This is a genomic window from Streptomyces sp. CRCS-T-1 (assembly GCF_024442335.1).
Lineage (GTDB): Bacteria > Actinomycetota > Actinomycetes > Streptomycetales > Streptomycetaceae > Streptomyces > Streptomyces koelreuteriae.
This window is the reverse complement of sequence record NZ_CP101651.1, coordinates 7198097-7218502: the sequence shown is the minus strand read 5'-3', so window position 1 is coordinate 7218502 and position 20406 is coordinate 7198097. Positions and strand designations below refer to the sequence as shown.

Below are 20406 nucleotides of genomic sequence, written 5' to 3'. Positions count from 1 at the left end.
CCGACCTGCCGGAAACGATCGCTCGAACACGATCTGTCGGATCAGTATGAAGGCAGCAGGATGTCACCCCGGCGGCGCGTCAGCCCAGCGGCACCGGCTCCGGCAGGCCCACCGGCCAGGTGTGGACCGGATCCCCCTGGTGCATCAGCTCGCGATAGCGGCGGGTGGTGGCGGCCAGCGCGGCCTCCCGCGTGTGGCCGGCGTCCAGCGCCTTGTGGAAGGTCGCGGCCTGCCAGCTCGCCCCGTTCACCCGGCGCCGGCACCGTTCCTCGATCACGCCCAGGTACAGGTCGCGGTCGGCCGGCTCGACACCCCACGCGTCCAGTCCGGCCTCGGCGAGCGGCAGCAGTTCGTCCCGTACGAGGCTGACCGCGTCGACCTGTGTGGTGCCGCCGTAGCGGCCCCGCCGGGGCCAGGTGAAGCGGGCGTCGATGCCGTCCTTGCAGGCGGCGTCGAAGTTGGCGGCGGCCGCCTCGAACGGCAGCCGGGTCCACACCGGCCGGGGCTCCTCGGCGAGGGCGCGGACGACGCCGTAGAAGAACGCCGCGTTGGCGACGACGTCGGTGACGGTGGGCCCGGCGGGCAGGACGCGGTTCTCCACGCGCAGATGGGGGACGCCGTCGGCGATGCCGTAGACCGGGCGGTTCCAGCGGTAGATCGTGCCGTTGTGCAGGACGAGTTCGGCGAGGGAGGGCGTGCCGCCCCGGTCGAGCACCTCGAGCGGGTCCTCGTCGTCGCAGATCGGCAGCAGCGCCGGGTAGTAGCGGAGGTTCTCCTCGAAGAGGTCGTACGCCGAGGTGATCCAGCGCTCCCCGAACCAGGTGCGCGGCCGGACGCCCTGGGCCTGAAGCTCGGGCGGGCGGGTGTCGGTGGACTGCTGGAACAGCGGGGGCCGCGACTCGCGCCACAGCTCGCGGCCGAACAGGAAGGGCGAGTTGGCGCCGACGGCGATCTGCGCGGCGGCGACCGCCTGGGCCGCGTTCCACACGTCGGCGAACCGGCCCGGGGTGACCTGGAGATGCAGTTGCACGGAGGTGCAGGCGGCCTCCGGCGCGATGGATTTCGAGGTGCAGGTGAGGTGCTCCACGCCGTCGATGTCGAGGGTGAACTCCTCGCCCCGGGCGGCCACGATCTGGTCGTTGAGGAGGGTGTAGCGGTCGACGTCGGAGAGGTTCGACGAGACGAGGTCATCCCGGTCGAGGGTCGGCAGAATGCCGATCATCACGATTCCCGCGTCGACCTCGCCCGCTTTTCGGTCGGCATATGCCAGTGACGTGCGGAGTTCCTCACCGAGCCGGTCGAAAACCCGGCCACCCAGACGGTGTGGAGGAATGTTCACTTCCAGATTGAACATGGCGAGTTCTGTTTGGAAGTCCCGGCTCGCGATGCGTTCCAGGACTTGCGCATTCAACATTTTCGGCATGCCGTCGGAGCCCGCGAGATTCAATTCGATCTCCAGCCCCATGAGGTTCTTCGGGCGATCGAACCGCTTCTCCGCCAGGAGCCGCTCCAAGCCCGTCAGACACCGACGGAGCTTGTCGCGGTAGCGCTGGCGATCGGACAGGTCGAACCGCCCTGCCACGACCTTCTCCCCCATCGAAGCGTCCCTCCTCGGATGATACGGGCCTCAAGATCCGGCCGCCGGGGTCACGGTCAGGTGGAGGATGCCCAGCGAAAGCGATCGATAACGTCCCGGAGGGGTCCGCCGACCGCTACGCTGGTCGCGTGTGACCAGTGGCACATTCACTCGGCATGTCGCACGGGACAGATTTTGATGTCCACCCGGTGTCCGCGAACTCGTGAAAAACGCCGACGAGAATGGGCCTACCGGTTCTCGGACATTCACCGAGGTCATCACCTCGCACCCCCGCCTGGAATCGGGATAATTCTCGCGTATCGCCGACCGAATGTACCCTTGTTCTTCTCACCGGAAACGGCTAGGCGAAACCCAGTCTGATCCCGTGTCGTATAAACTCCGCGAACAAGGCAGAAGGTTGGCGCCCACGGTCGATGGGTCCTGCCGTCGAGTCGATGTTCGGCGGACCCCACCCCCCTCTCGTTCATGAGACCCGGCCCTGCCTCTGCCGACCCCCGTGAGCAGACAGCGCCGTCCGCCCCCGCCCTCGTGCCACCGTGCCTTTGAATGAGAGGCGACCCACCATGCCGCTGCATGTCCCCCCGGCTCCCGCGCCCGCACTCCGTACCGTCCTGACCGCGCTCTCCTCGCCCACCGCGGTCCGGGAGGCCCGAACCCCCTCCCTGCTCCGCGCCCAGGGACCTGTCGCAGCGGAACTCCCGCTTCCCGTCCACGTCCTCGACCGGGTGACGGCCGAGGGGGTGTCGGCCACCCGGCTGGCCGGGTGGCGCTTCCTGATCCGCTCCGGCGAGCGGGCCGTGGCCGCGGCGGAGACGATGCTGACTCCCGACGGCTGGGCCTTCTCCCACTTCTTCGAAGGCCCGTACATCACCTCCACCGAGCGCGCCCTGCGCCAGGCCGAGACGATGCCGCAGTCGTATCAGCCCCGCCTGCTGTCGGTGCCCGGCCTCTACATGCTGACCCTCTGGCTGCACGAGGACTGCACCGCGGACGGCGCCGCCGGCCACCCCGCCGCCACCGATCTGCTCGTCCCGCTGGCGCCCGCACCCCCCGGCATCGCGGCACATCGCCCGCACCGCGTCGCCGAACTCCTCCCGGTACTGACCCACCGCGCGACTCCCACGCGACTGCTCGGCTCACCCGCCTGAAACGCCACGCGTGAAGCCTTTCCGCACCCCGTCGCCGAATTCCCGGCGTCGGGGTGCGGGCTTTCTATCGCTCGTACGAGCACCTAACAGCTCGTACGAGCCGAAAAGGCCCCCGACCCGATCTGACTAGCCCTATCCGACCACTGCGAACCACCCGAAGTGACAGCCCAGTTGGGATGAACCGTCCGGGCGGGTGACGCGTCCTGAATCTGTGAGAAGCGGTGCCGCGAAATCCCTGCGGAATGACGCCCGTGGGGCAACACTGGGTTCCGACCACTTATCACGGGGGGCGGCCATGAACGACACTTCTAGCCGCGGAACACACACGACGACCGATTCAGACGACTCAGTCGCCTCATCCATCACGACAGAGCGAAAGATCCCACCCATGTGCCAGCACCAGACACCATGCCCCTCAGCCGAATCCGCCGACCGGGAGTCCGCCCATCTCGTGGCGCACCACCCGGAGCAGGGGTGGAGCCTGCTGTGCAACGGCGTGGTGCTCTTCGAGGACACCGGTGAGCTTCTGCCGGACGGCAGGGTCATCGCCCCGCACCGTCCGCTGGCCGGCAGCCAAGTGGTGACGGCTGCCTGAGGGCCGCCGGGCGGGGTGACGCCCCGCTCGCAGATATGAGGGGCCGGCCGCAGGACACCCTGCGAACCGGCCCCGACGCATGTCCGGGGGCGGTCACTCCCCGTCACCCGCCGCGACTTCTCCGTTCCCGGCCCGTACGCCTTCCCACGGATGCCCGACTTCCGGAAGACTCCTGGAAGTTTCGCGGTCACCCGTCGACGGAGGTGGGGCAAGTGGCAGCACGTGAGGCCGACGCCGGGGGCAAGGTCACGATCACGGAGATCGCCCGGCAGGCGGGCGTGTCCGTGCCGACCGTGTCCCGGGTCGTCAACGGCCGGTCCGACGTGTCGCCGCAGACCCGGGCCCGGGTCGAGGAACTGCTGCGCCGGCACGGCTACCGCAAGCGCCCCGCGCCCCCCGGCACCCGTGCGGCCCTGCTCGACCTCGTCTTCAACGACCTCGACAGCCCCTGGGCCGTGGAGATCATCCGCGGGGTCGAGGAGGTCGCGCACGCGGCCGGGGTCGGCACGGTGGTGTCGGCCATCCACGGGCGCTCGGGCGATGCCCGCGAGTGGATGCGCAACCTCCGGGCCCGTGCCTCCGACGGCGTCATCCTCGTCACCTCGGCGCTGGAGCCGATGCTCCACGAGGAGTTGCGGATCCTCGGCGTCCCGCTGGTCGTCGTCGACCCGGCGGGCTCCCCCGCCCTGGACTCGCCCACGATCGGCGCCGCGAACTGGTCGGGGGGCATGGCCGCCACCGAGCATCTGCTCTCCCTCGGCCACCGCCGGATCGGCCTGATCGCCGGCCCGCCGCGCCTGCTGTGCTCCCGGGCCCGGCTGGACGGCTACCGAGCCGCCCTAGAAGGCGCCGGTGTGGCGCCGGACGCGTCCCTCGTCGTCCCCGGCGACTTCCGCCCCGAGTCCGGCTTCACCGCCTGCAACACCCTGCTCGACCTGCCCGAGCCGCCGACCGCCGTGTTCGCGGCCAGCGACCAGATGGCACTAGGCGCGATCGAGGCACTGCGGCGGCGCGGGCTGCGGGTCCCGCAGGACATGAGCGTGGTCGGTTTCGACGACCTCCCGGAAGTCCGCTGGTCGGCTCCACCCCTGACCACGATCCGCCAGCCCCTCGCCGACATGGGCAAACTGGCCGCCCGCACGGCCCTCCGCCTGACCCGCGACGAACAACCGGACTCGCCTCGAGTGGAGCTGGGGACGGACCTGGTGGTGCGATCCAGCACCACACCTCCGGCCGGGCGGGGCTGACGGGCCCGCGCCGCCTGCCTCCCCCGCCTACTTCGCTCCGAGCGCCTCACGCAGCGCGAAGTACGCCGGCTTCGGCCTGAGCTGCTCGTCCCACGGCAGGGCCGCGCCCTGGCCCGGGAAGAAGGCGGGGATCCACGAGTACTTGTCCGTGTAGTCCCAGAGGGTGACACCGACGCAGCGGCGTACCGCCAGGCACGCCTCGGTCAGGTCGCGGTACCACTCGGCCTGCTGGGCCAGCTTCTCCTCCGTCGCGGGCAGGATCATCCGTACGTCGACCTCGGTGAGCGAGGTGTCGAGGCCGAGCCGGGAGAAGCGCCGGAGGTTGTCCTCCAGGGTGGTGGGATAGCCGTACTGAAGGGCGAGGTGGGCCTGGAGGCCGATGCCGTGCAGGGGGACGCCGTCGGCCTTCAGTTCCTTGGCCAGCTTGTAGTACGCGTCGCTCTTCGGGCCGATCCCCTCGATGTTGTAGTCGTTGAGGTACAGCTTCACGCGCGGATCGGCCTGATGCGCCCAGCGCAGCGCGTCGGCTATGTACCCGGGCCCGAGCGTCTTGTAGAAGACGGACTCCCGGTACGTACCGTCCTCGTTGAACGCCTCGTTGACGACGTCCCAGGCGAACACTTTGCCCCGGTAGTGCCGTACCTCCGCCTGGACATGCCTCTTCAGCACGGCCCTCAGCTCCGGCGCCGTCCACTCCCGCCCCGTGAGCCACCCGGGCAACTGGCTGTGCCAGACCAGGGTGTGGCCGCGCACCTTCTGCCGGTTGGCGCGCGCGAGGTTCACGATCTCGTCGCCCTTGGAGAAGTCGAACACCCCCTGCTGCGGCTCGGTCGCGTACCACTTCATGCCGTTGCCGGGCGTGATCTGGTCGAACTCGCTGCCGAGCAGGGCCTTGTACGGCGAGTCGACGAGCTCGGGATTGTCCGTCGCGCTCCCGAAGTAGCGGCCGTGCCGCTGGGCGAGATCGGCGAGCGTCGGTTCCTTGCCGTGCTCCTCGCCGGCCTGTGCCGCCGGGCCGGTGGCGATACCTCCGGCCACCAGCACGGCGGCCAGCGCCCCAGCGAGTCTGAGCCGTATGGCGGTCCTGCGCATGGTGCGACTCCTCAGCGTCGAAACGGATGGGTGAGCCGTACGTCCGCGGGCGCGTGTCAGCCCTTCGTGGCGCCCGCGGTGAGGCCGCCGACGAGCTGCCGCTCGGCGACCGAGTAGAAGGCCAGTGCCGGGACCATCGCCAGCACCAGATAGGCGAAGACCTTGGCGTACTCCGCGGAGTACTGCCCCTGGAACTGTTGCACCCCGATCGGCAGCGTCCACCACTGCGCGTCGGTGAACACCAACAGCGGCAGGAAGAAGTTGTTCCAGCTGGTGACGACGGCCAGCACCGAGACCGTGCCGAGCGCGGGCCGCGCCATGGGCAGCAGCACCCGCCAGAAGAAGCCGAACGAGCTGCACCCGTCGAGCGTGGCCGCCTCCTCCAGCTCACCGGGGATCTGCCGGAAGAAGCCCCGCAGGATGATGATGGTCATCGGCAGCCCGAAGGCCGCCTGCGGAAGGATCACCCCGAGGGGGTTGTCCAGCAGGCCCAGGGAGCGCAGCAGCAGGAACAGCGGCAGGGCCGCCACCGCGAACGGGAACATCAGCCCCATCGTGAACAGCGTGAACAGCACCTCCCGGCCGCGGAAGGCGAACCGCGCGAAGGAGAAGGCCGACAGGGCGGAGACCGCGACGACCAGGACGGTCGTGCCCACCGCGATCAGCGTGCTGTTGCCGATCAGCCGCCAGAAGTCCCCCGAGCCGAGGATCTGGGTGTAGTTGGAGGTCACCCACGACTCGGGCAGACCGACCGGGTTGCGGGACAGCTCGTCGGTGGACTTGAACCCGGAGAGCGCGGCGTAGACCAGCGGGACGGCCATGAACGCGCCGACGGCGATCAGGACGAGGTGCAGCGGAAAGTTCCGGCGGCTCTTCTGATGAGCAGTCACTTTCCATCACCCCGCATGGTCGTGGTGGCCCCTTCCAGATCGCGCCGGAGCACGAACCGCTGGTAGGCGAGGGCGAAGACGAGGCTGATGCCGAACATGGCCACGCTGATCGCGCTGGCGTAGCCGACCTGGTAGCGCTTGAAGCCGTACTGGAACATGGTCACGGCCATGGTCTCGGAGTGGTGGTCGGGACCGCCCGCGGTGGTCACCCACACCAGGTCGAAGAGCTGGATGGACCCGATGACCGACAGGAAGACACTGATGCGCAGGGTGGGCGCGAGCAGCGGCAGCGTCACATTGCGGAAGCGCTGCCAGGGACCGGCCCCGTCGATGAGCGCCGCCTCGGTCAGCTCTCTCGGGACGGCCTGGAGCCCGGCCAGGTACAGCATCATGTGGAAGCCGAAGTACTTCCAGGTCATGACCAGGAACAGGGTCGCCATGACCGTGGACGGGTCGGCGAACCACTCCCCTCCGAGCCCTTCCAGCCCGATTCTGCCGAGGAGTTGGTCGGCGAAGCCGTCGTCCGGGGCGAAGATCATGCCGAACAGGATTCCGGTGATCGCCTCGGACAGGACGTACGGCGCGAAGAACAGCATCCGGTACACCGCCCGCCCGCGCATGCGCTGGTTGAGCAGGACGGCCATGGCGAGCGCGAACGGCAGTTGCAGCACGAGCGACAGCACCACGAGGACCAGACAGCGCCACAGGTCGCCCAGGAAGACCTCGTCCTGGAAGAGCCGGGTGAAGTTCTCGCCGCCGATGTACTCGGAGGGCATGCCGAAGCCGCCCCAGCGGAAGAACGCGGCGTACAGGGCGAACAGCATCGGCAGCAGCACGAGCCCCATGAACAGCACCAGGGCGGGCAGCTGGAAGCCGGTCGCGGTCAGCCAGTTCAGCGCGCGTCGCCGGGCCCGGCTCCGGGCCGGGTCCGCGGCCGGGGGCGGCAGGCCGGCGTCGGGGCCGGTCCGTTTGTCCGGCAGGAACGTGGAGGTCATCGCCGGCTACTGCTCTTCCTTCGCGGTCCTGGTGATCGACTGGGCGACCTGCCCGGGGGACTTGGAACCGGCGATGAGCGCGGCGACGCTGTCGTTGACCTCCTGGCCGACGGCGGGCGCGTAGGCCTGGTCGAGGTAGAGCTGGAAGCCGGTGGCCTTCTTCAGCTGCTCCTGCACGGCCTTGATGTTGGGGTCGGCGATGGCGCTCTCGGCCGCCGGGACCACGGGGAGGACTCCGGTCTTCTTGACCAGTTCCAGGTCGGTGGCCTCGGACGCGAAGAACTTCAGGAAGTCGACGGCCGCCTGCGGGGCGCCCTTGCGCAGAGCGTGCCCGCCGCCTCCGCCGAACACCTCGGTGAGGGCGCCCTTGCCGCCCTCGACCGCGGGGAACGGGAAGAAGCCGAGGTCCTTGCCGAGTCCCTTGCCCGCGTCGGCCTGCACCACGGGGGCCCACTGCCCCATGAGTTCCATGGCGGCCTTGCCGTTGCCGACGGTGGCGGCCTGGCCGGTGGGCGAGGAGTAGGCGGCGCCGAGGTAGCCCTTCTGGAACGGCTGGAGTCCGACGAGTTCGTCGAGGTGCTCGCCCGCCTCGACGAAGGGGGCGCCGGTGAAGTCCTTGGCCTCGTAGGCCTTCTGCAGCGCTTCGGCACCGGCGGTGCGCATCGCGAGGTAGGCCCAGTAGTACATCCCGGGCCACTTCTCCTTGCCGGCCAGGGCGAGCGGCGTGACCTCGGCGGCCTTCAGCTTCCGTACGGCGTCGAGGAAGCCGGTCCATGTGGTCGGGGGCGCGCTGATGCCGGCCTTCTCGAAGAGCGCCTTGTTGTACCAGAAGCCGATCATGCCGATGTCGAACGGGACGCCGTAGACCCGGTCGTCGAGCAGGTACGGCTCCCTCGCGACCGGGAGCAGGGCGTCGCCCCACGGCTTGGTGCTGTCCGTGAGGTCCTCGACGAGTCCGGCGTCGACCTGCTGCTTCAGGACTCCGCCGCCCCAGGTATGGAAGATGTCGGGCAGCTTCCCGGAGGAGGTCAGGGCCGTCATCTTCGACTTGTAGGCGTCGTTCTCCAGCTGGACGATCTTGATCTTGACCTTGGGGTTCTGCGCCTCGAACTTGCGGGCGAGCGCGGCCCAGACACCCTTGGCCGGCTCGGTGGTGGAGATGTTCCACCACTCGATCGTGGTCGTCCCCGACGACCCTCCGTCCGAGTCCCCGCCGCATGCGGTCAGTGCCGTCATCCCCAGACCGGCCGCGGCGGAGGCCGCCAGGAAGCCGCGGCGGGACAGTGCCGGGTCGCCCATCATGCTCCTCGAAAGTTTCGGATGAACTCCAGAAAGCTGCGTCGTTGCCGCACCCTAGAGACAGGCGCCAAAGGGTGACAACCCCTCGTGCACGGTCAATCGCTCAGCGAGGCAAGAGTGCGAGTGCGGGACGAAACATTCGAGCTGCTCAACGAACCTTACGGAGCTTGCTCGACCCACGATCACGCACGGTGTTCAGCCACGGATCGACCGCAGAAGCCTCACTGATGCCCGGGCGGACCGCCCGACGGCCGGCTCACCCGCCCTCAGCTCGCCTTTCACGCTCCCGGCGCCCCGGCCGAAGCCGCCCGGGGCCGAGTCTTAACGGAAGCTTGACGCGCTCCGCCCTCTCATCCACGGGCCACGACATCACGCTCCGCATACGCTGAGCGGGCCGTCCAGTGATGGCCGGAAATACCCTGCGCCGCCTCTCGGGAGCACCTTCGATGGCCACCACTGAGCACCTGCCACCGAGCCGTACGGAGCCCACCCCGCCCAGTCGCCTGCGGGCCTGGATGCTGGAGGGCCTGTCCGACATGGGCAAGGGCGGCGGCCACACCGGACCCCACGCCGAACCGGAGCCCCCGCACAAGGGCCAGCCCTGGTGGCGGGTGATGTGCCTGACCGGCGTCGACTACTTCTCCACGCTCGGCTACCAGCCGGGCATCGCGGCCCTGGCCGCCGGACTGCTCTCCCCGATCGCGACGATCGTGCTGGTCATCGTCACGCTGGCGGGCGCTCTGCCGGTCTACCGCCGGGTGGCCGAGGAGAGCCCGCACGGCGAGGGCTCGATCGCGATGCTGGAGCGGCTGCTCTCCTTCTGGCAGGGCAAGCTGTTCGTCCTCACCCTGCTCGGCTTCGCCGCCACCGACTTCCTGATCACCATCACCCTGTCGGCCGCGGACGCCTCCACCCACCTCGTGGAGAACCCGCATCTGAACAGCGCCCTGCACGACAAGCAGTTGCTGATCACTCTGATCCTGGTCGCGCTGCTCGGCGCGGTGTTCCTCAAGGGCTTCCTGGAGGCCATCGGCGTCGCGGTCGCCCTGGTGGGCGCCTATCTCGCGCTGAACGCGGTCGTGGTGGTCGTCGGCCTCTACCACGTGGTCACCGCCGGTCATGTGGTCACCGACTGGTCCAGCGCCCTCACCACGCAGCACAGCAACATCTTCGTCATGATCGGCGTCGCCCTGCTGGTCTTCCCGAAGCTGGCCCTCGGCCTGTCCGGATTCGAGACCGGCGTCGCCGTGATGCCGCACGTCAAGGGCGACGAGGGCGACACGGAGGAGAACCCGAAGGGCCGTATCCGGGACACGAAGAAGCTGCTCACCACGGCCGCTCTCATCATGAGCGTCTTCCTGATCACCACCAGCTTCATCACCACGCTCCTCATACCCGAGAAGGAGTTCGAGCCGGGCGGCCAGGCCAACGGACGAGCCCTGGCCTTTCTGGCCCACGACTACCTGGGCAACGCCTTCGGCACCGTCTACGACGTCTCGACGATCGCCATCCTGTGGTTCGCCGGCGCCTCCGCGATGGCCGGGCTGCTCAATCTGATGCCGCGCTACCTCCCCCGCTACGGCATGGCCCCGCACTGGGCCCGCGCCGTACGGCCCATGGTCATCGTCTTCACCCTGATCGCCTTCCTGGTCACCTGGATCTTCGACGCCGACGTCGACGCGCAGGGCGGCGCCTACGCCACCGGCGTGCTGGTCCTCATCAGCTCCGCCGCGATCGCGGTGACCATCGCCGCCCGCAAGGCCCGGCAGCGGAACTGGACCATCGGCTTCGCGGTCATCTCCGCGGTGTTCCTCTACACGACCGTGCTCAACGTCATCGAGCGCCCGGACGGCGTGAAGATCGGCGCCTGCTTCATCGCCGGGATCATCGTGGTCTCCCTGCTGTCGCGGCTGGCCCGGGCGTTCGAGCTGCGCGTGACCAGCGTGTCGCTGGACGGCATGGCGGAGCGCTTCGTCCGGGACATGGCCAGCCGCAGGATGCGGTTCATCGCCAACGAGCCCGACCGGCGCGACATCGCGGAGTACCGGGAGAAGATCGAGCAGATCCGGCAGGACAACGACGTGCCCGGGCAGGAGGACTTCGTCTTCGTCGAGGTGACGGTCACCGACCCGTCGGAGTTCGAGGCGAGCCTGACCGTACGCGGCGAGGTGCTCCACGGCCGCTACCGCGTGCTGACCCTGGAGTCCTCCTCCGTCCCCAACGCGCTGGCCGCCCTGCTGCTGCACGCCCGCGACCTGACCGGCTGCACCCCGCACATCTACTTCGAGTGGACCGAGGGCGGGCCCTTCACCAACCTGCTGCGCTTCTTCCTGTTCGGCCAGGGCGAGGTCGCCCCGGTGACCCGCGAGGTCCTGCGCGAGGCCGAACGCGACCGGAAGCGCCGGCCGAGGGTGCACGTCGGCTGACCGGCGACCCGCGGCACCTCCACGCCCCGGGCCGCCGGTCCGGGCGGCGGCCGATGCGACGCATACAAACGCATACCCGATATAAGGGCCTCACCGGGCTACCGTGCACCCATGAGCCTGAGCATCCGCAACCAGCTCCCCGGCACCGTCACCGCCGTCATGCCCGGCGAGGCCATGGCGACGGTCAGGGTCCGCCTCGCCGGCGGCCAGGACCTCACCGCCGCGATCACCCGCGAGGCCGCCGAGGATCTCGGTCTCACCCCGGGCACCGTCGTACGCGCCTTGGTGAAGTCGACGGAGGTCGCGCTGGCCACGGCCCCCGTCGAGGGCCTGTCCATCCGCAACCGCCTCCCCGGCACGATCACGGGCATCACGGCCGGTGACGCGATGGCCTCCGTCCGGATCACCGTCGAGGGCGGCGAACTGACGGCGGCGATCACCAAGGACGCCGCGGACGACCTCCGCCTGTCGCCCGGAACCCCGGTCGTCGCCCTGATCAAGTCGACCGAGGTGTCACTCGCCGTCGCATGACGCAAGAGCCCTGCACGGCGGAGGGGCCCCGCATCAGCGGAGCCCCTCCCTCTGACCGGTCGGTCGATCAGTCCTCGTACGCGTCCAGCGGCGGGCAGGAGCAGACCAGGTTCCGGTCACCGAAGGCCTGGTCGATGCGCCGCACCGGCGGCCAGTACTTGTCGGAGGCCGCGACTCCGGCCGGGAAGACGGCCTCCTCACGGCTGTAGGCGTGCTCCCACTCCCCGGCGAGCGCGCCGGCGGTGTGCGGGGCGCCCCGCAGCGGGTTGTCGTCCGCGGGCCACGCACCGGAGCCGACCTTCTCGATCTCCGCGCGGATGGCGATCATCGCCTCGCAGAACCGGTCCAGCTCGGCCAGGTCCTCCGACTCGGTCGGCTCGATCATCAGCGTCCCGGCCACCGGGAACGACATCGTCGGCGCGTGGAAGCCGTAGTCGATCAGCCGCTTGGCGACGTCGTCGACGCTCACGCCGGTCGCCTTGGTCAGCGGTCGCAGGTCGATGATGCACTCGTGCGCGACGAGCCCGCCGGGGCCGGTGTAGAGCACCGGGTAGTGCGGCTCCAGCCGCTTGGCGATGTAGTTGGCGCTGAGCACGGCCACCTGCGTGGCCCGCTTCAGTCCCTCGCCGCCCATCAGCCGGACGTACGCCCACGAGATCGGCAGGATGCCGGCCGAGCCCCACGGCGCCGCGGAGATGGGGCCGACCCCGGTCTCCGGGCCCGCCTCGGGCTGCAGCGGATGGTTCGGCAGATACGGCGCGAGGTGCTCACGCACCGCCACCGGACCGACGCCGGGCCCGCCGCCGCCGTGCGGGATGCAGAAGGTCTTGTGCAGGTTCAGGTGCGAGACGTCCCCGCCGAAGTGCCCCGGCTTGGCGAGCCCCACGAGCGCGTTGAGGTTGGCCCCGTCGACGTAGACCTGCCCACCCGCCTCGTGCACCTGCGCGCAGATCTCGGAGACATGCTCCTCGAACACGCCGTGCGTGGACGGGTAGGTGATCATCAGCACGGCCAGCTCGTCACGGTGCTGCTCGATCTTCGCCCGCAGATCCTCGACGTCGATCTCGCCGTCCTCGGCGGTCTTGACGACGACGACCTTCATGCCCGCCATCACCGCGCTCGCGGCGTTGGTGCCGTGCGCGGACGACGGGATCAGGCACACGGTGCGCTGCTCGTCCCCGTTGGCCCGGTGGTACCCGCGTACGGCGAGCAGACCGGCCAGCTCGCCCTGCGACCCGGCGTTCGGCTGGAGGGACACCTTGTCGTAGCCGGTGACCTCGGCGAGACGGTCCTCCAGCTCGTGGATGAGCGTGAGGTAGCCCTCGGCCTGCTCGGCGGGCGCGAAGGGGTGCAGCTGCCCGAACTCGGGCCAGGTGACCGGCTCCATCTCCGTGGTCGCGTTGAGCTTCATGGTGCAGGAGCCCAGCGGGATCATGCCGCGGTCGAGCGCGTAGTCACGGTCGGCCAGCCGGCGCAGGTAACGCAGCATGGCGGTCTCGGAACGGTACTGGTGGAAGACGGGGTGGGTCATGTACTCGTCGGACCGCAGCAGGGCGCCGGGCAGCCCGTCCTCGGTGGCGGCGTCCAGCGCCTCGACGACACCCTCGACCCCGAACGCGGCCCATACGGCACGCAGCTGGGCCCGCGTCGTGGTCTCGTCACAGGAGATCGAGACCTGGTCGGCGTCGACGAGACGCAGGTTGACCCCGTTCCGCGCCGCGGCGGCCACGACCTCGGCGGCCCGGCCCTCGACGCGCGCGGTCAGGGTGTCGAAGTAGGCCCCGTGCACGACCTCGACCCCGCCGTGTCCGAGCCCGGCGGCGAGGACCGTGGCGTAGCGGTGGGTGCGCCGCGCGATGCTCTTCAGGCCCTCCGGCCCGTGGTAGACGGCGTACATGCCGGCCATCACGGCGAGCAGCACCTGCGCCGTGCAGATGTTGCTGGTGGCCTTCTCACGGCGGATGTGCTGCTCACGCGTCTGCAGCGCCAGCCGGTAGGCCTTGTTCCCGTCGGCGTCCACGGACACGCCGACGAGCCGCCCGGGCAGGCTGCGCGCCATCTTCTCGCCGACGGCCATGTAACCGGCGTGCGGTCCGCCGAAGCCCATCGGCACGCCGAAGCGCTGCGTCGTCCCGACCGCGATGTCCGCGCCCAGCTCACCGGGCGACTTCAGCAGGGTCAGCGCGAGCAGATCGGCGGCGACGGTGACGAGCGCCCCGAGCCCGTGCGCCTGGTCGATGACCGGCTTGATGTCCCGTACGGCTCCGGAGGCGCCCGGGTACTGGATCAGCACGCCGTTGATCTCGCGCTCGGCGATCCCGGCGGGGATGCCGTCACTGAGATCGGCGACGACGACCTCGACACCGGTCGGCTCGGCCCGGGTCTCGATCACGGCGATGGTCTGCGGCAGCGTGTCCGCGTCGACCAGGAACAGGCCCTTCTTGTTCTTGCCCAGCCGCCGCGACAGCGCCATGGCCTCGGCCGCCGCGGTGCCCTCGTCGAGCAGGGAGGCGCCGGAGGTCGGCAGTCCGGTCAGGTCGGCGACCATGGTCTGGAAGTTGAGCAGCGCCTCGAGCCGGCCCTGCGAGATCTCCGGCTGGTACGGCGTGTAGGCCGTGTACCAGGACGGGTTCTCCATGACGTTGCGCATGATCACCGGCGGCGTGAACGTTCCGTAGTAGCCGAGCCCGATCATGGAGCCGAGGACCTGGTTGCGGTCGGCGAGGGAGCGCAGCTCGGCGATCACCTCGGCCTCGCTGCGGGCGCCCGGCAGGTCCAGCGCCTCGGCGCTCTTGATCACGGCCGGGACGGCGGCGGCCGTCAGCTCGTCCAGCGAGCCGTATCCGACGTGCGCGAGCATCTTGGCGCACGCCTCGTGGTCGGGGCCGATGTGGCGCTGCTCGAAGGGAACTGCCTCTTCGAGCTCGGAGAGCGGAATGCGATGGGCGGTCATATGCGGAGGCCTCCTGGTCTGACACGACCTTCGAGGGGCACCACGGCACGGGTACCCGGACGGCCTCCCCCTCTGTCATGTCAACCTGAGAGCTTCACCGGATCGCCCGAAGGCCTCCGGCTTTCACCGTCGGTGAGGGCGGAAGCCGTGACATCCGCCCTGCTTTCCAGAGTGACCTCGTCCGTGCGGTACGTGGGCCTGAGAGATTCCGGGGAGGATTTGCTCCTTCGGCGCCTCCGATGGTGTCTGGAGGACTCTCCCGCACGGGGTCAGCAGCCGTTGTCAGCCTACCAGCGCGGTCAACGCACGAACCTTCGAGTGGCCGCCTCCTCGATTGTGCCGTTTTGTAGTGTTTACGGATGAGTTGCGACCATGTGGAGGGCCCGTGCGAACCGATATCGATCCGCGCAACTTGATCGGCCGCAAGGCGTTCGACCGCAACGGGACCAGGATCGGCACGATCGACGAGGTCTACCTCGACGACGCCACCGGCGTCCCGGAGTGGGCGGCCATACGGACCGGCCTGTTCAGCAGGGACGCCTTCGTCCCCCTCGAGCCCAGCGAGCTGATCGAGGGCGCCCTCCACGTGCCCTTCGACCGCGCCCTGATCAAGGACGCCCCGGACTTCGGCGTGGGCCGCCACCTCTCCCCCGAGCAGGAACTCCAGCTCTACCACCACTACGGCCTGGACGTCGCCGCCCCTCCCCCGCTCCAGGACCACGAGTTCGGCAAACTGGCGGGGAAGGACGAGCCGGCCTGAACCCCGGGCGAGCCGCCTAAGGGGCGACGGACCGCAGCCCCACACCCCCGGAGTCGTCGTCACCCTCCGGCCCATGGCCCCCTTCAGGGTCTCGTAACACCAGCGGCAACGGATCCGCCGGCTCCAGCTCCGGATCGTCGACCCGGAAGGTCCGCACACGCCCGGGCTCCGAGTCGGGCGTCTCGAACCGCACGGTGACCCGCCCCAGGCCGCTGCCCTGCACCCACCCGTGCCCGAACCCGGTGTGCCGCACATCGTGCCCGGCGGGCCACCGCCGCTCGGCCGGCTCGGGCTGCTCCTCGACCGGAGCCGGGGCGTGCTCCTCCACCGGGCCCTCCGTGACCGCCCGCTCCCCGGCCGCCTGGGCGAACAGGTCCTCCTGCGTGTAGTCGGCGAGCCCGCTGACACCCACTCCGAGCAGCCGCACACCGCCCGTGGTGTCGACCGAGTCCAGCAGTCTGGCCGCCGCCTCACGGATCACCCCGGGATCGTCCGTCGGCCCGCGCAGCGTCTCGGACCGGGTGCGTGTCGAGAAGTCGTACCGCCGCACCTTCAGCACGATGGTCCGCCCGGACAGCCCGGCCCCGCGCAGCCGCCGTACGCAGCGGTCGGCGAGCCGCTGCACCTCCAGCCCGACCCGCAGCCGGTCGTGGATGTCCACGTCGTAGGTGTCCTCGACCGACACCGACTTCGCTTCCCGCTCCGCCACCACGGGCCGGTCGTCCCGTGCCAGCGCCATGGCGTAGAGCCCGTGCCCGTGCGCCTTCCCCAGCAGCCGGACCAGCTCGTCCTCACCCGCCTCGGCGATCTCCTCGACCGTGGTGATCCCGGCCCGCCGCAGATGGTCGCCCGTCGCCGGCCCGACTCCCGGCAGGGTCCGCACCGACATCGGCCCCAGCATGGCCCGCTCCGTCCCCGGCTCGATCATCACCAGCCCGTCGGGCTTGGCCTGCTCCGAGGCGATCTTGGCGAGCATCTTGGACGCGGCCAGCCCCACCGACCCCGTGAGGCCCGTGACGGCCCGGATGTCCGCACGCAGCTTCACCCCGGCCAGCCGCGCCGAACGCTCGTCCCAGGCCGTTCCCCCGGCCTCCAGGTCCACGAACGCCTCGTCCAGGCTCAGCGGCTCCACCAGCGGCGACAGCGCCCGCAGCAGCTCCATCACACGCTCGCTGATCGCCCGGTAGAACCCGAAACGCGGCACGAGATACGCGGCGTTGGGCGCGAGCCGCCGGGCCTGCGCCATGGGCAACGCCGAGTGCACCCCGAAGACCCGCGCCTCGTACGACGCGGTCGCGACCACACCCCGCGGCCCGAGCCCGCCCACGACCACGGCCTTCCCGCGCAGGCTCGGCTTGGACGCCTGCTCCACCGAGGCGAAGAAGGCATCCATGTCGAGATGCAGGATCGTGGGCGCGGTTCTCACAACTCCGATGCTGCCCTACGCCACTGACAACGCCGTGCCGAACCGTCCCGGCCACCCCGGAACACCGCTCGCGGTCCGGCGCGGAAACGTCCCGCCCCCTGCGGCCGCACCCGCACCCGCACCGCGCCGTCCGGCGGGTCAGACGGCCCTGTTCCGCCGCCGCGCCAGCTCGTCCGCCGGATTGGGCCCGACCAGGGTCTCCCCGGTGTCGATCCGCTCCCCGTGCAGCTGCGACAGCGCGCTCTCTACGTCCCGCCACACCACACCCACGGCGATCCCGAAGACTCCCTGCCCCCCTTGGAGCAGGGCATGGACCTCGTCCGGCGAGGTGCACTCGTAGACCGTCGCACCGTCACTCATCAGCGTCATCCGCTCCAGGTCGCGGAAACCGCGTTCTCTGAGGTGCTGGACCGCCGTGCGGATGTTCTGCAGCGAGACCCCGGTGTCGAGGAACCTCTTGACGATCTTCAGGACGACGACGTCCCGAAAGCTGTACAACCGCTGCGTCCCGGACCCGTAGGCGGGGCGCACACTCGGCTCGACGAGACCCGTGCGGGCCCAGTAGTCCAGCTGCCGGTAGGTGATACCGGCGGCCGCGCAGGCCGTGGGGCCGCGATAGCCGATCTGCTCGGACGCCATGGACGTCGTCCCTCCGCTGCTCGGCACCGCCGACGGTCGCTGCGGAGCGAGGTCGGCCGCACCATCGGGCTGGGAACAGCCTCCGCCCGAAAGGAGCCGAGAGCCGGGGGGAGCGTACGGACCGCTCGCCCTGAGACTGCGCTCGGGGCCGCCCCCAGCCGTACCGTCGCCGCTGCTTCTCACGCCGACCTCCGTCCTTGACCTGCCTTCTCGACGGTAGGCAGTCACCCGGGGTGCGTCAACGATCGCCACACTCGCCACGCCGAGTGATAATCACCCTAAGAGTGGTTTCCCGTGCCCCACCGCGGGGAAAGGCTAGCCGAATGCCCTCGGCGCGGGCCGTGTGACGCTCTCATTCGCCACCGGCACATGCGGGCAATTCACCCGTCACACATACGGCGGCGGCCCTGCGACGGACTCATCGTCCGCCGGGCCGCCCACGCGTCTCACGACCGCTTCCACTCCCTGCCGGGCCGGCGTCCACCGGCCTGCGGAGCTCACTGGCTGCTGCTGCCGAAGTCCTCCGGGGAGATCTGATCGAGGAACTCGCGGAACTTCTCCACTTCGTCCTCCTGCTCGTCCGGGATCGCGATACCCGCGTCGTCGAGCACCGTGTCACTGCCGTAGATCGGCGTCCCGGTGCGCAGGGCCAGCGCTATGGCGTCGGACGGGCGAGCGCTCACCTCGACGCCGCTGGCGAAGACCAGCTCCGCGTAGAAGACGCCCTCACGCAGGTCCGTGATACGCACTTCCGTGAGCTCCTGACCGACGGCTTCCAGCACGTCCTTGAACAGGTCGTGGGTCAGCGGCCGCGCGGGAGCCATGCCCTGCTGGGCGAAGGCGATCGCCGTCGCCTCACCCGGCCCGATCCAGATGGGGAGGTAGCGGTCGCCTCCCACTTCACGCAGCAGCACGATCGGTTGGTTGGAGGGCATTTCGACCCGGACACCTACGACATCGAGCTCGTTCACACAGCAACCCTAGGCCGTGCTCGGGACGTTTGGGTAGTCGGGCCGGGATCAGGCGCCTGATCCGGCCCCCACGCGTTCGCCCTCCTCACGGCAGCCGCACCCCGAGCGCCGTCTGCACCAGCGCGGCGTGCAGCTTCACCGTGAGCCCCGCCAGCTCCTTGGTGCGGTCCTCCGCATGAGCCCTGGTCTGCGGGTTCCGATGCCGCTTCAGCGGTGCCACCACCTGGTCCACGAGCCCGGCCTCGCGGTCGGCGGCGGCCTTCATCACCCGCAGATGCCGCGGCTCGATCCCGAACCGCCCCAGCTCGGCGATGAGCGCGGCCACGGTGACCGCCTCCGCCTCGTACGCCCCGTCCTCCAGTGGAGTGACCAGCCCGTACGACTCCCACTCCTTGAGCTCCTCCTCGTCCACCCCGGCGGCGGCGAGCAGCTCCTCACGCCCGACCCTGGCAGCCGGGGGCGGCCCGTCGAAGGGCTCGGGCGCGGAATCGCCGTCCCGCTGACGGCCCACGGTCGGCAGCGGCACGGCCTCTCCGCGCTCCATGGCCTCCAGGTGCTCACGGATCACCTTCAGAGGCAGATAGTGGTCCCGCTGCATCCTCAGGACATGCCCGAGGCGCTCGACGTCACGGGCGCTGAACTTGCGATACCCCGAGGGAGTCCGCTGCGGCTCGATGAGCCCCTCCGACTCCAGGAATCGGATCTTGGAGATGGTGACTTCGGGAAACTCGTCGCGCAGCACGTTCAGCACGGTGCCGATGCTCATCAGCCCACTGTCCGTGGCGGCGGCGCCGTGCCCGGCACCGCCGCTCGGTGTATGAAGCATGGACCTTCCCTGACGGACGGACCTTCGCTGGGGTGTCCCGGAATCAGGTCCGGGTCAGTAGCCCCGCTGGCTGGCGTAGAAGACCAGCCGGTACTTGCCGATCTGCACCTCGTCACCGTTGCTCACGGCGACCTGGTCGATCCGCTCCCGGTTCACATACGTGCCGTTCAGGCTGCCCACGTCGGCCACCGTGAACGAGCCGTCCTGGCCACGACGGAACTCCACATGCCGCCGGGAGACCGTCACGTCGTCCAGGAAGATGTCGCTCTGCGGATGACGGCCGGCCGTGGTCAGATCGCCGTCCAGCAGGAAGCGGCTGCCCGAGTTCGGCCCGCGGCGCACGACCAGGAGCGCGGAACCCAGCGGCAGCGCGTCCACGGCCGCCTGCGCCTCGGGTGACAGCGTCGGCGTGGGCGTCTGGCCGGTGGCCTCGGCGTCGTAGGCCTCGAGACCGGAGATGGAGATCGTGGAGGTCGTCTCGGACGGACGCTCCGGCGTCGCGCCCGGCCGCAGCGGCGCGCCGCAGTTGGAGCAGAAGCGGCTGTTCTCCGCGTTGCGGTTGCCGCACCTCGTACACACCAGGGCCGACATCGGATCCTCCTGCCGCGGCTGCCCACCGGGAGCATTGGACGCATACGGGTCGGAAAACCCTCCACCCGCACTTGAGGGTTGCCCGAAACCTATGCCGCCGGACTGCGCAGGGTCAACCGACGGCGCGCCCTGACCTCCGGAAACGTCGCCGCCCGGACCGCCGACCTGGTCCCGGAACAGCGGCCGCTGGCCCTCCGCGTCAGGCTGTGCGCGATGACGGGCGGTCGCATTGTCGCTGCCCTCTCGCGGGCTCTTGCCGAACAACTTCGCAAACAACTTCACGGGCGATTCCCCTTGACCGAAACAGACCCGCCCGTGGGGCAGGACGAACCCTGACTGAACACTCTGGCCGACCCGGACATCCTGACAACGTCCGTCTGCACCAGACAGTTTCCACCACGCACCACCCATTCGGTGCGC

The 20406-nt window shown here is 69.9% G+C and carries 17 protein-coding genes and 1 riboswitch; of the genes, 6 read left to right on the top strand and 11 right to left on the bottom strand.

What is annotated here, in order from left to right; translation table 11 throughout:
• Positions 1-79 precede the first annotated feature (79 nt).
• Positions 80-1597 (bottom strand): glutamate-cysteine ligase family protein, encoded by a 1518-nt coding sequence (locus NNW99_RS32700; protein WP_215122744.1) that lies wholly within the window; start codon positions 1595-1597, stop codon positions 80-82.
• 563 nt (positions 1598-2160) lie between these two features.
• Here NNW99_RS32700 and NNW99_RS32695 point away from each other — a divergent pair.
• The 3 genes from NNW99_RS32695 to NNW99_RS32685 all read left to right on the top strand — a co-directional run bounded on the left by NNW99_RS32695 (position 2161) and on the right by NNW99_RS32685 (position 4587).
• Complete coding sequence (locus tag NNW99_RS32695) at positions 2161-2745, top strand: hypothetical protein (protein ID WP_215122743.1); 585 nt, start codon at positions 2161-2163, stop codon at positions 2743-2745.
• Positions 2746-3133: 388 nt separating this feature from the next.
• Positions 3134-3340, top strand: a complete 207-nt coding sequence (locus NNW99_RS32690) for a DUF5999 family protein (RefSeq protein WP_215122742.1) — start codon at positions 3134-3136, stop codon at positions 3338-3340.
• Between the two features lie 212 nt (positions 3341-3552).
• Positions 3553-4587 (top strand): LacI family DNA-binding transcriptional regulator, encoded by a 1035-nt coding sequence (locus NNW99_RS32685; protein WP_215122741.1) that lies wholly within the window; start codon positions 3553-3555, stop codon positions 4585-4587.
• A 27-nt stretch (positions 4588-4614) separates the two neighbouring features.
• Here NNW99_RS32685 and NNW99_RS32680 read toward each other — a convergent pair whose 3' ends face one another.
• The 4 genes from NNW99_RS32680 to NNW99_RS32665 form a co-directional block, all read right to left on the bottom strand.
• A complete protein-coding gene (locus NNW99_RS32680) occupies positions 4615-5679 on the bottom strand; it encodes an endo-1,4-beta-xylanase (protein WP_215122740.1) in 1065 nt (354 codons plus the stop codon).
• A gap of 56 nt (positions 5680-5735) precedes the next feature.
• The gene (locus NNW99_RS32675; RefSeq protein ID WP_251058150.1) at positions 5736-6500 is read right to left on the bottom strand and encodes a carbohydrate ABC transporter permease; all 765 of its coding nucleotides are present in this window, start codon (positions 6498-6500) and stop codon (positions 5736-5738) included.
• A gap of 65 nt (positions 6501-6565) precedes the next feature.
• Positions 6566-7564, bottom strand: a complete 999-nt coding sequence (locus NNW99_RS32670) for a carbohydrate ABC transporter permease (protein WP_215122738.1) — start codon at positions 7562-7564, stop codon at positions 6566-6568.
• 6 nt (positions 7565-7570) lie between these two features.
• Positions 7571-8863 (bottom strand): extracellular solute-binding protein, encoded by a 1293-nt coding sequence (locus tag NNW99_RS32665; protein ID WP_215124535.1) that lies wholly within the window; start codon positions 8861-8863, stop codon positions 7571-7573.
• Positions 8864-9309: 446 nt separating this feature from the next.
• On the opposite strand from NNW99_RS32665, the gene NNW99_RS32660 reads away from it, so the two are divergent.
• Together NNW99_RS32660 and NNW99_RS32655 are read left to right on the top strand one after the other, a co-directional pair.
• Positions 9310-11289 carry an amino acid transporter gene (locus NNW99_RS32660; protein ID WP_215122737.1) on the top strand — a complete coding sequence of 660 codons (1980 nt, stop codon included), beginning with the start codon at positions 9310-9312 and terminating at the stop codon, positions 11287-11289.
• A gap of 111 nt (positions 11290-11400) precedes the next feature.
• Positions 11401-11820 carry a molybdopterin-binding protein gene (locus tag NNW99_RS32655; protein WP_215122736.1) on the top strand — a complete coding sequence of 140 codons (420 nt, stop codon included), beginning with the start codon at positions 11401-11403 and terminating at the stop codon, positions 11818-11820.
• Between the two features lie 67 nt (positions 11821-11887).
• On the opposite strand, the gene gcvP is transcribed toward NNW99_RS32655, so the two are convergent.
• Positions 11888-14773 (bottom strand): aminomethyl-transferring glycine dehydrogenase, encoded by a 2886-nt coding sequence (gene gcvP / locus NNW99_RS32650; RefSeq protein WP_215122735.1) that lies wholly within the window; start codon positions 14771-14773, stop codon positions 11888-11890.
• Between the two features lie 176 nt (positions 14774-14949).
• Positions 14950-15045: riboswitch (glycine riboswitch) on the bottom strand.
• 113 nt (positions 15046-15158) lie between these two features.
• Between gcvP and NNW99_RS32645 the strand changes: the two genes are divergently transcribed.
• Complete coding sequence (locus NNW99_RS32645; RefSeq protein WP_215122734.1) at positions 15159-15533, top strand: PRC-barrel domain-containing protein; 375 nt, start codon at positions 15159-15161, stop codon at positions 15531-15533.
• A 16-nt stretch (positions 15534-15549) separates the two neighbouring features.
• Here NNW99_RS32645 and NNW99_RS32640 read toward each other — a convergent pair whose 3' ends face one another.
• From NNW99_RS32640 to NNW99_RS32620, 5 genes are all read right to left on the bottom strand, one after another.
• A complete protein-coding gene (locus NNW99_RS32640; RefSeq protein WP_215122733.1) occupies positions 15550-16959 on the bottom strand; it encodes a DNA polymerase IV in 1410 nt (469 codons plus the stop codon).
• A gap of 138 nt (positions 16960-17097) precedes the next feature.
• Complete coding sequence (locus tag NNW99_RS32635) at positions 17098-17781, bottom strand: MerR family transcriptional regulator (RefSeq protein ID WP_370869175.1); 684 nt, start codon at positions 17779-17781, stop codon at positions 17098-17100.
• Between the two features lie 314 nt (positions 17782-18095).
• The gene (locus NNW99_RS32630; RefSeq protein ID WP_003988851.1) at positions 18096-18569 is read right to left on the bottom strand and encodes a bifunctional nuclease family protein; all 474 of its coding nucleotides are present in this window, start codon (positions 18567-18569) and stop codon (positions 18096-18098) included.
• Positions 18570-18654: 85 nt separating this feature from the next.
• Positions 18655-19395, bottom strand: a complete 741-nt coding sequence (locus NNW99_RS32625) for a MerR family transcriptional regulator (RefSeq protein ID WP_215122732.1) — start codon at positions 19393-19395, stop codon at positions 18655-18657.
• 54 nt (positions 19396-19449) lie between these two features.
• Positions 19450-20397: an FHA domain-containing protein gene (locus tag NNW99_RS32620; protein WP_215122731.1), complete on the bottom strand. Its 948-nt coding sequence runs from the start codon at positions 20395-20397 to the stop codon at positions 19450-19452.
• Positions 20398-20406 lie beyond the last annotated feature (9 nt).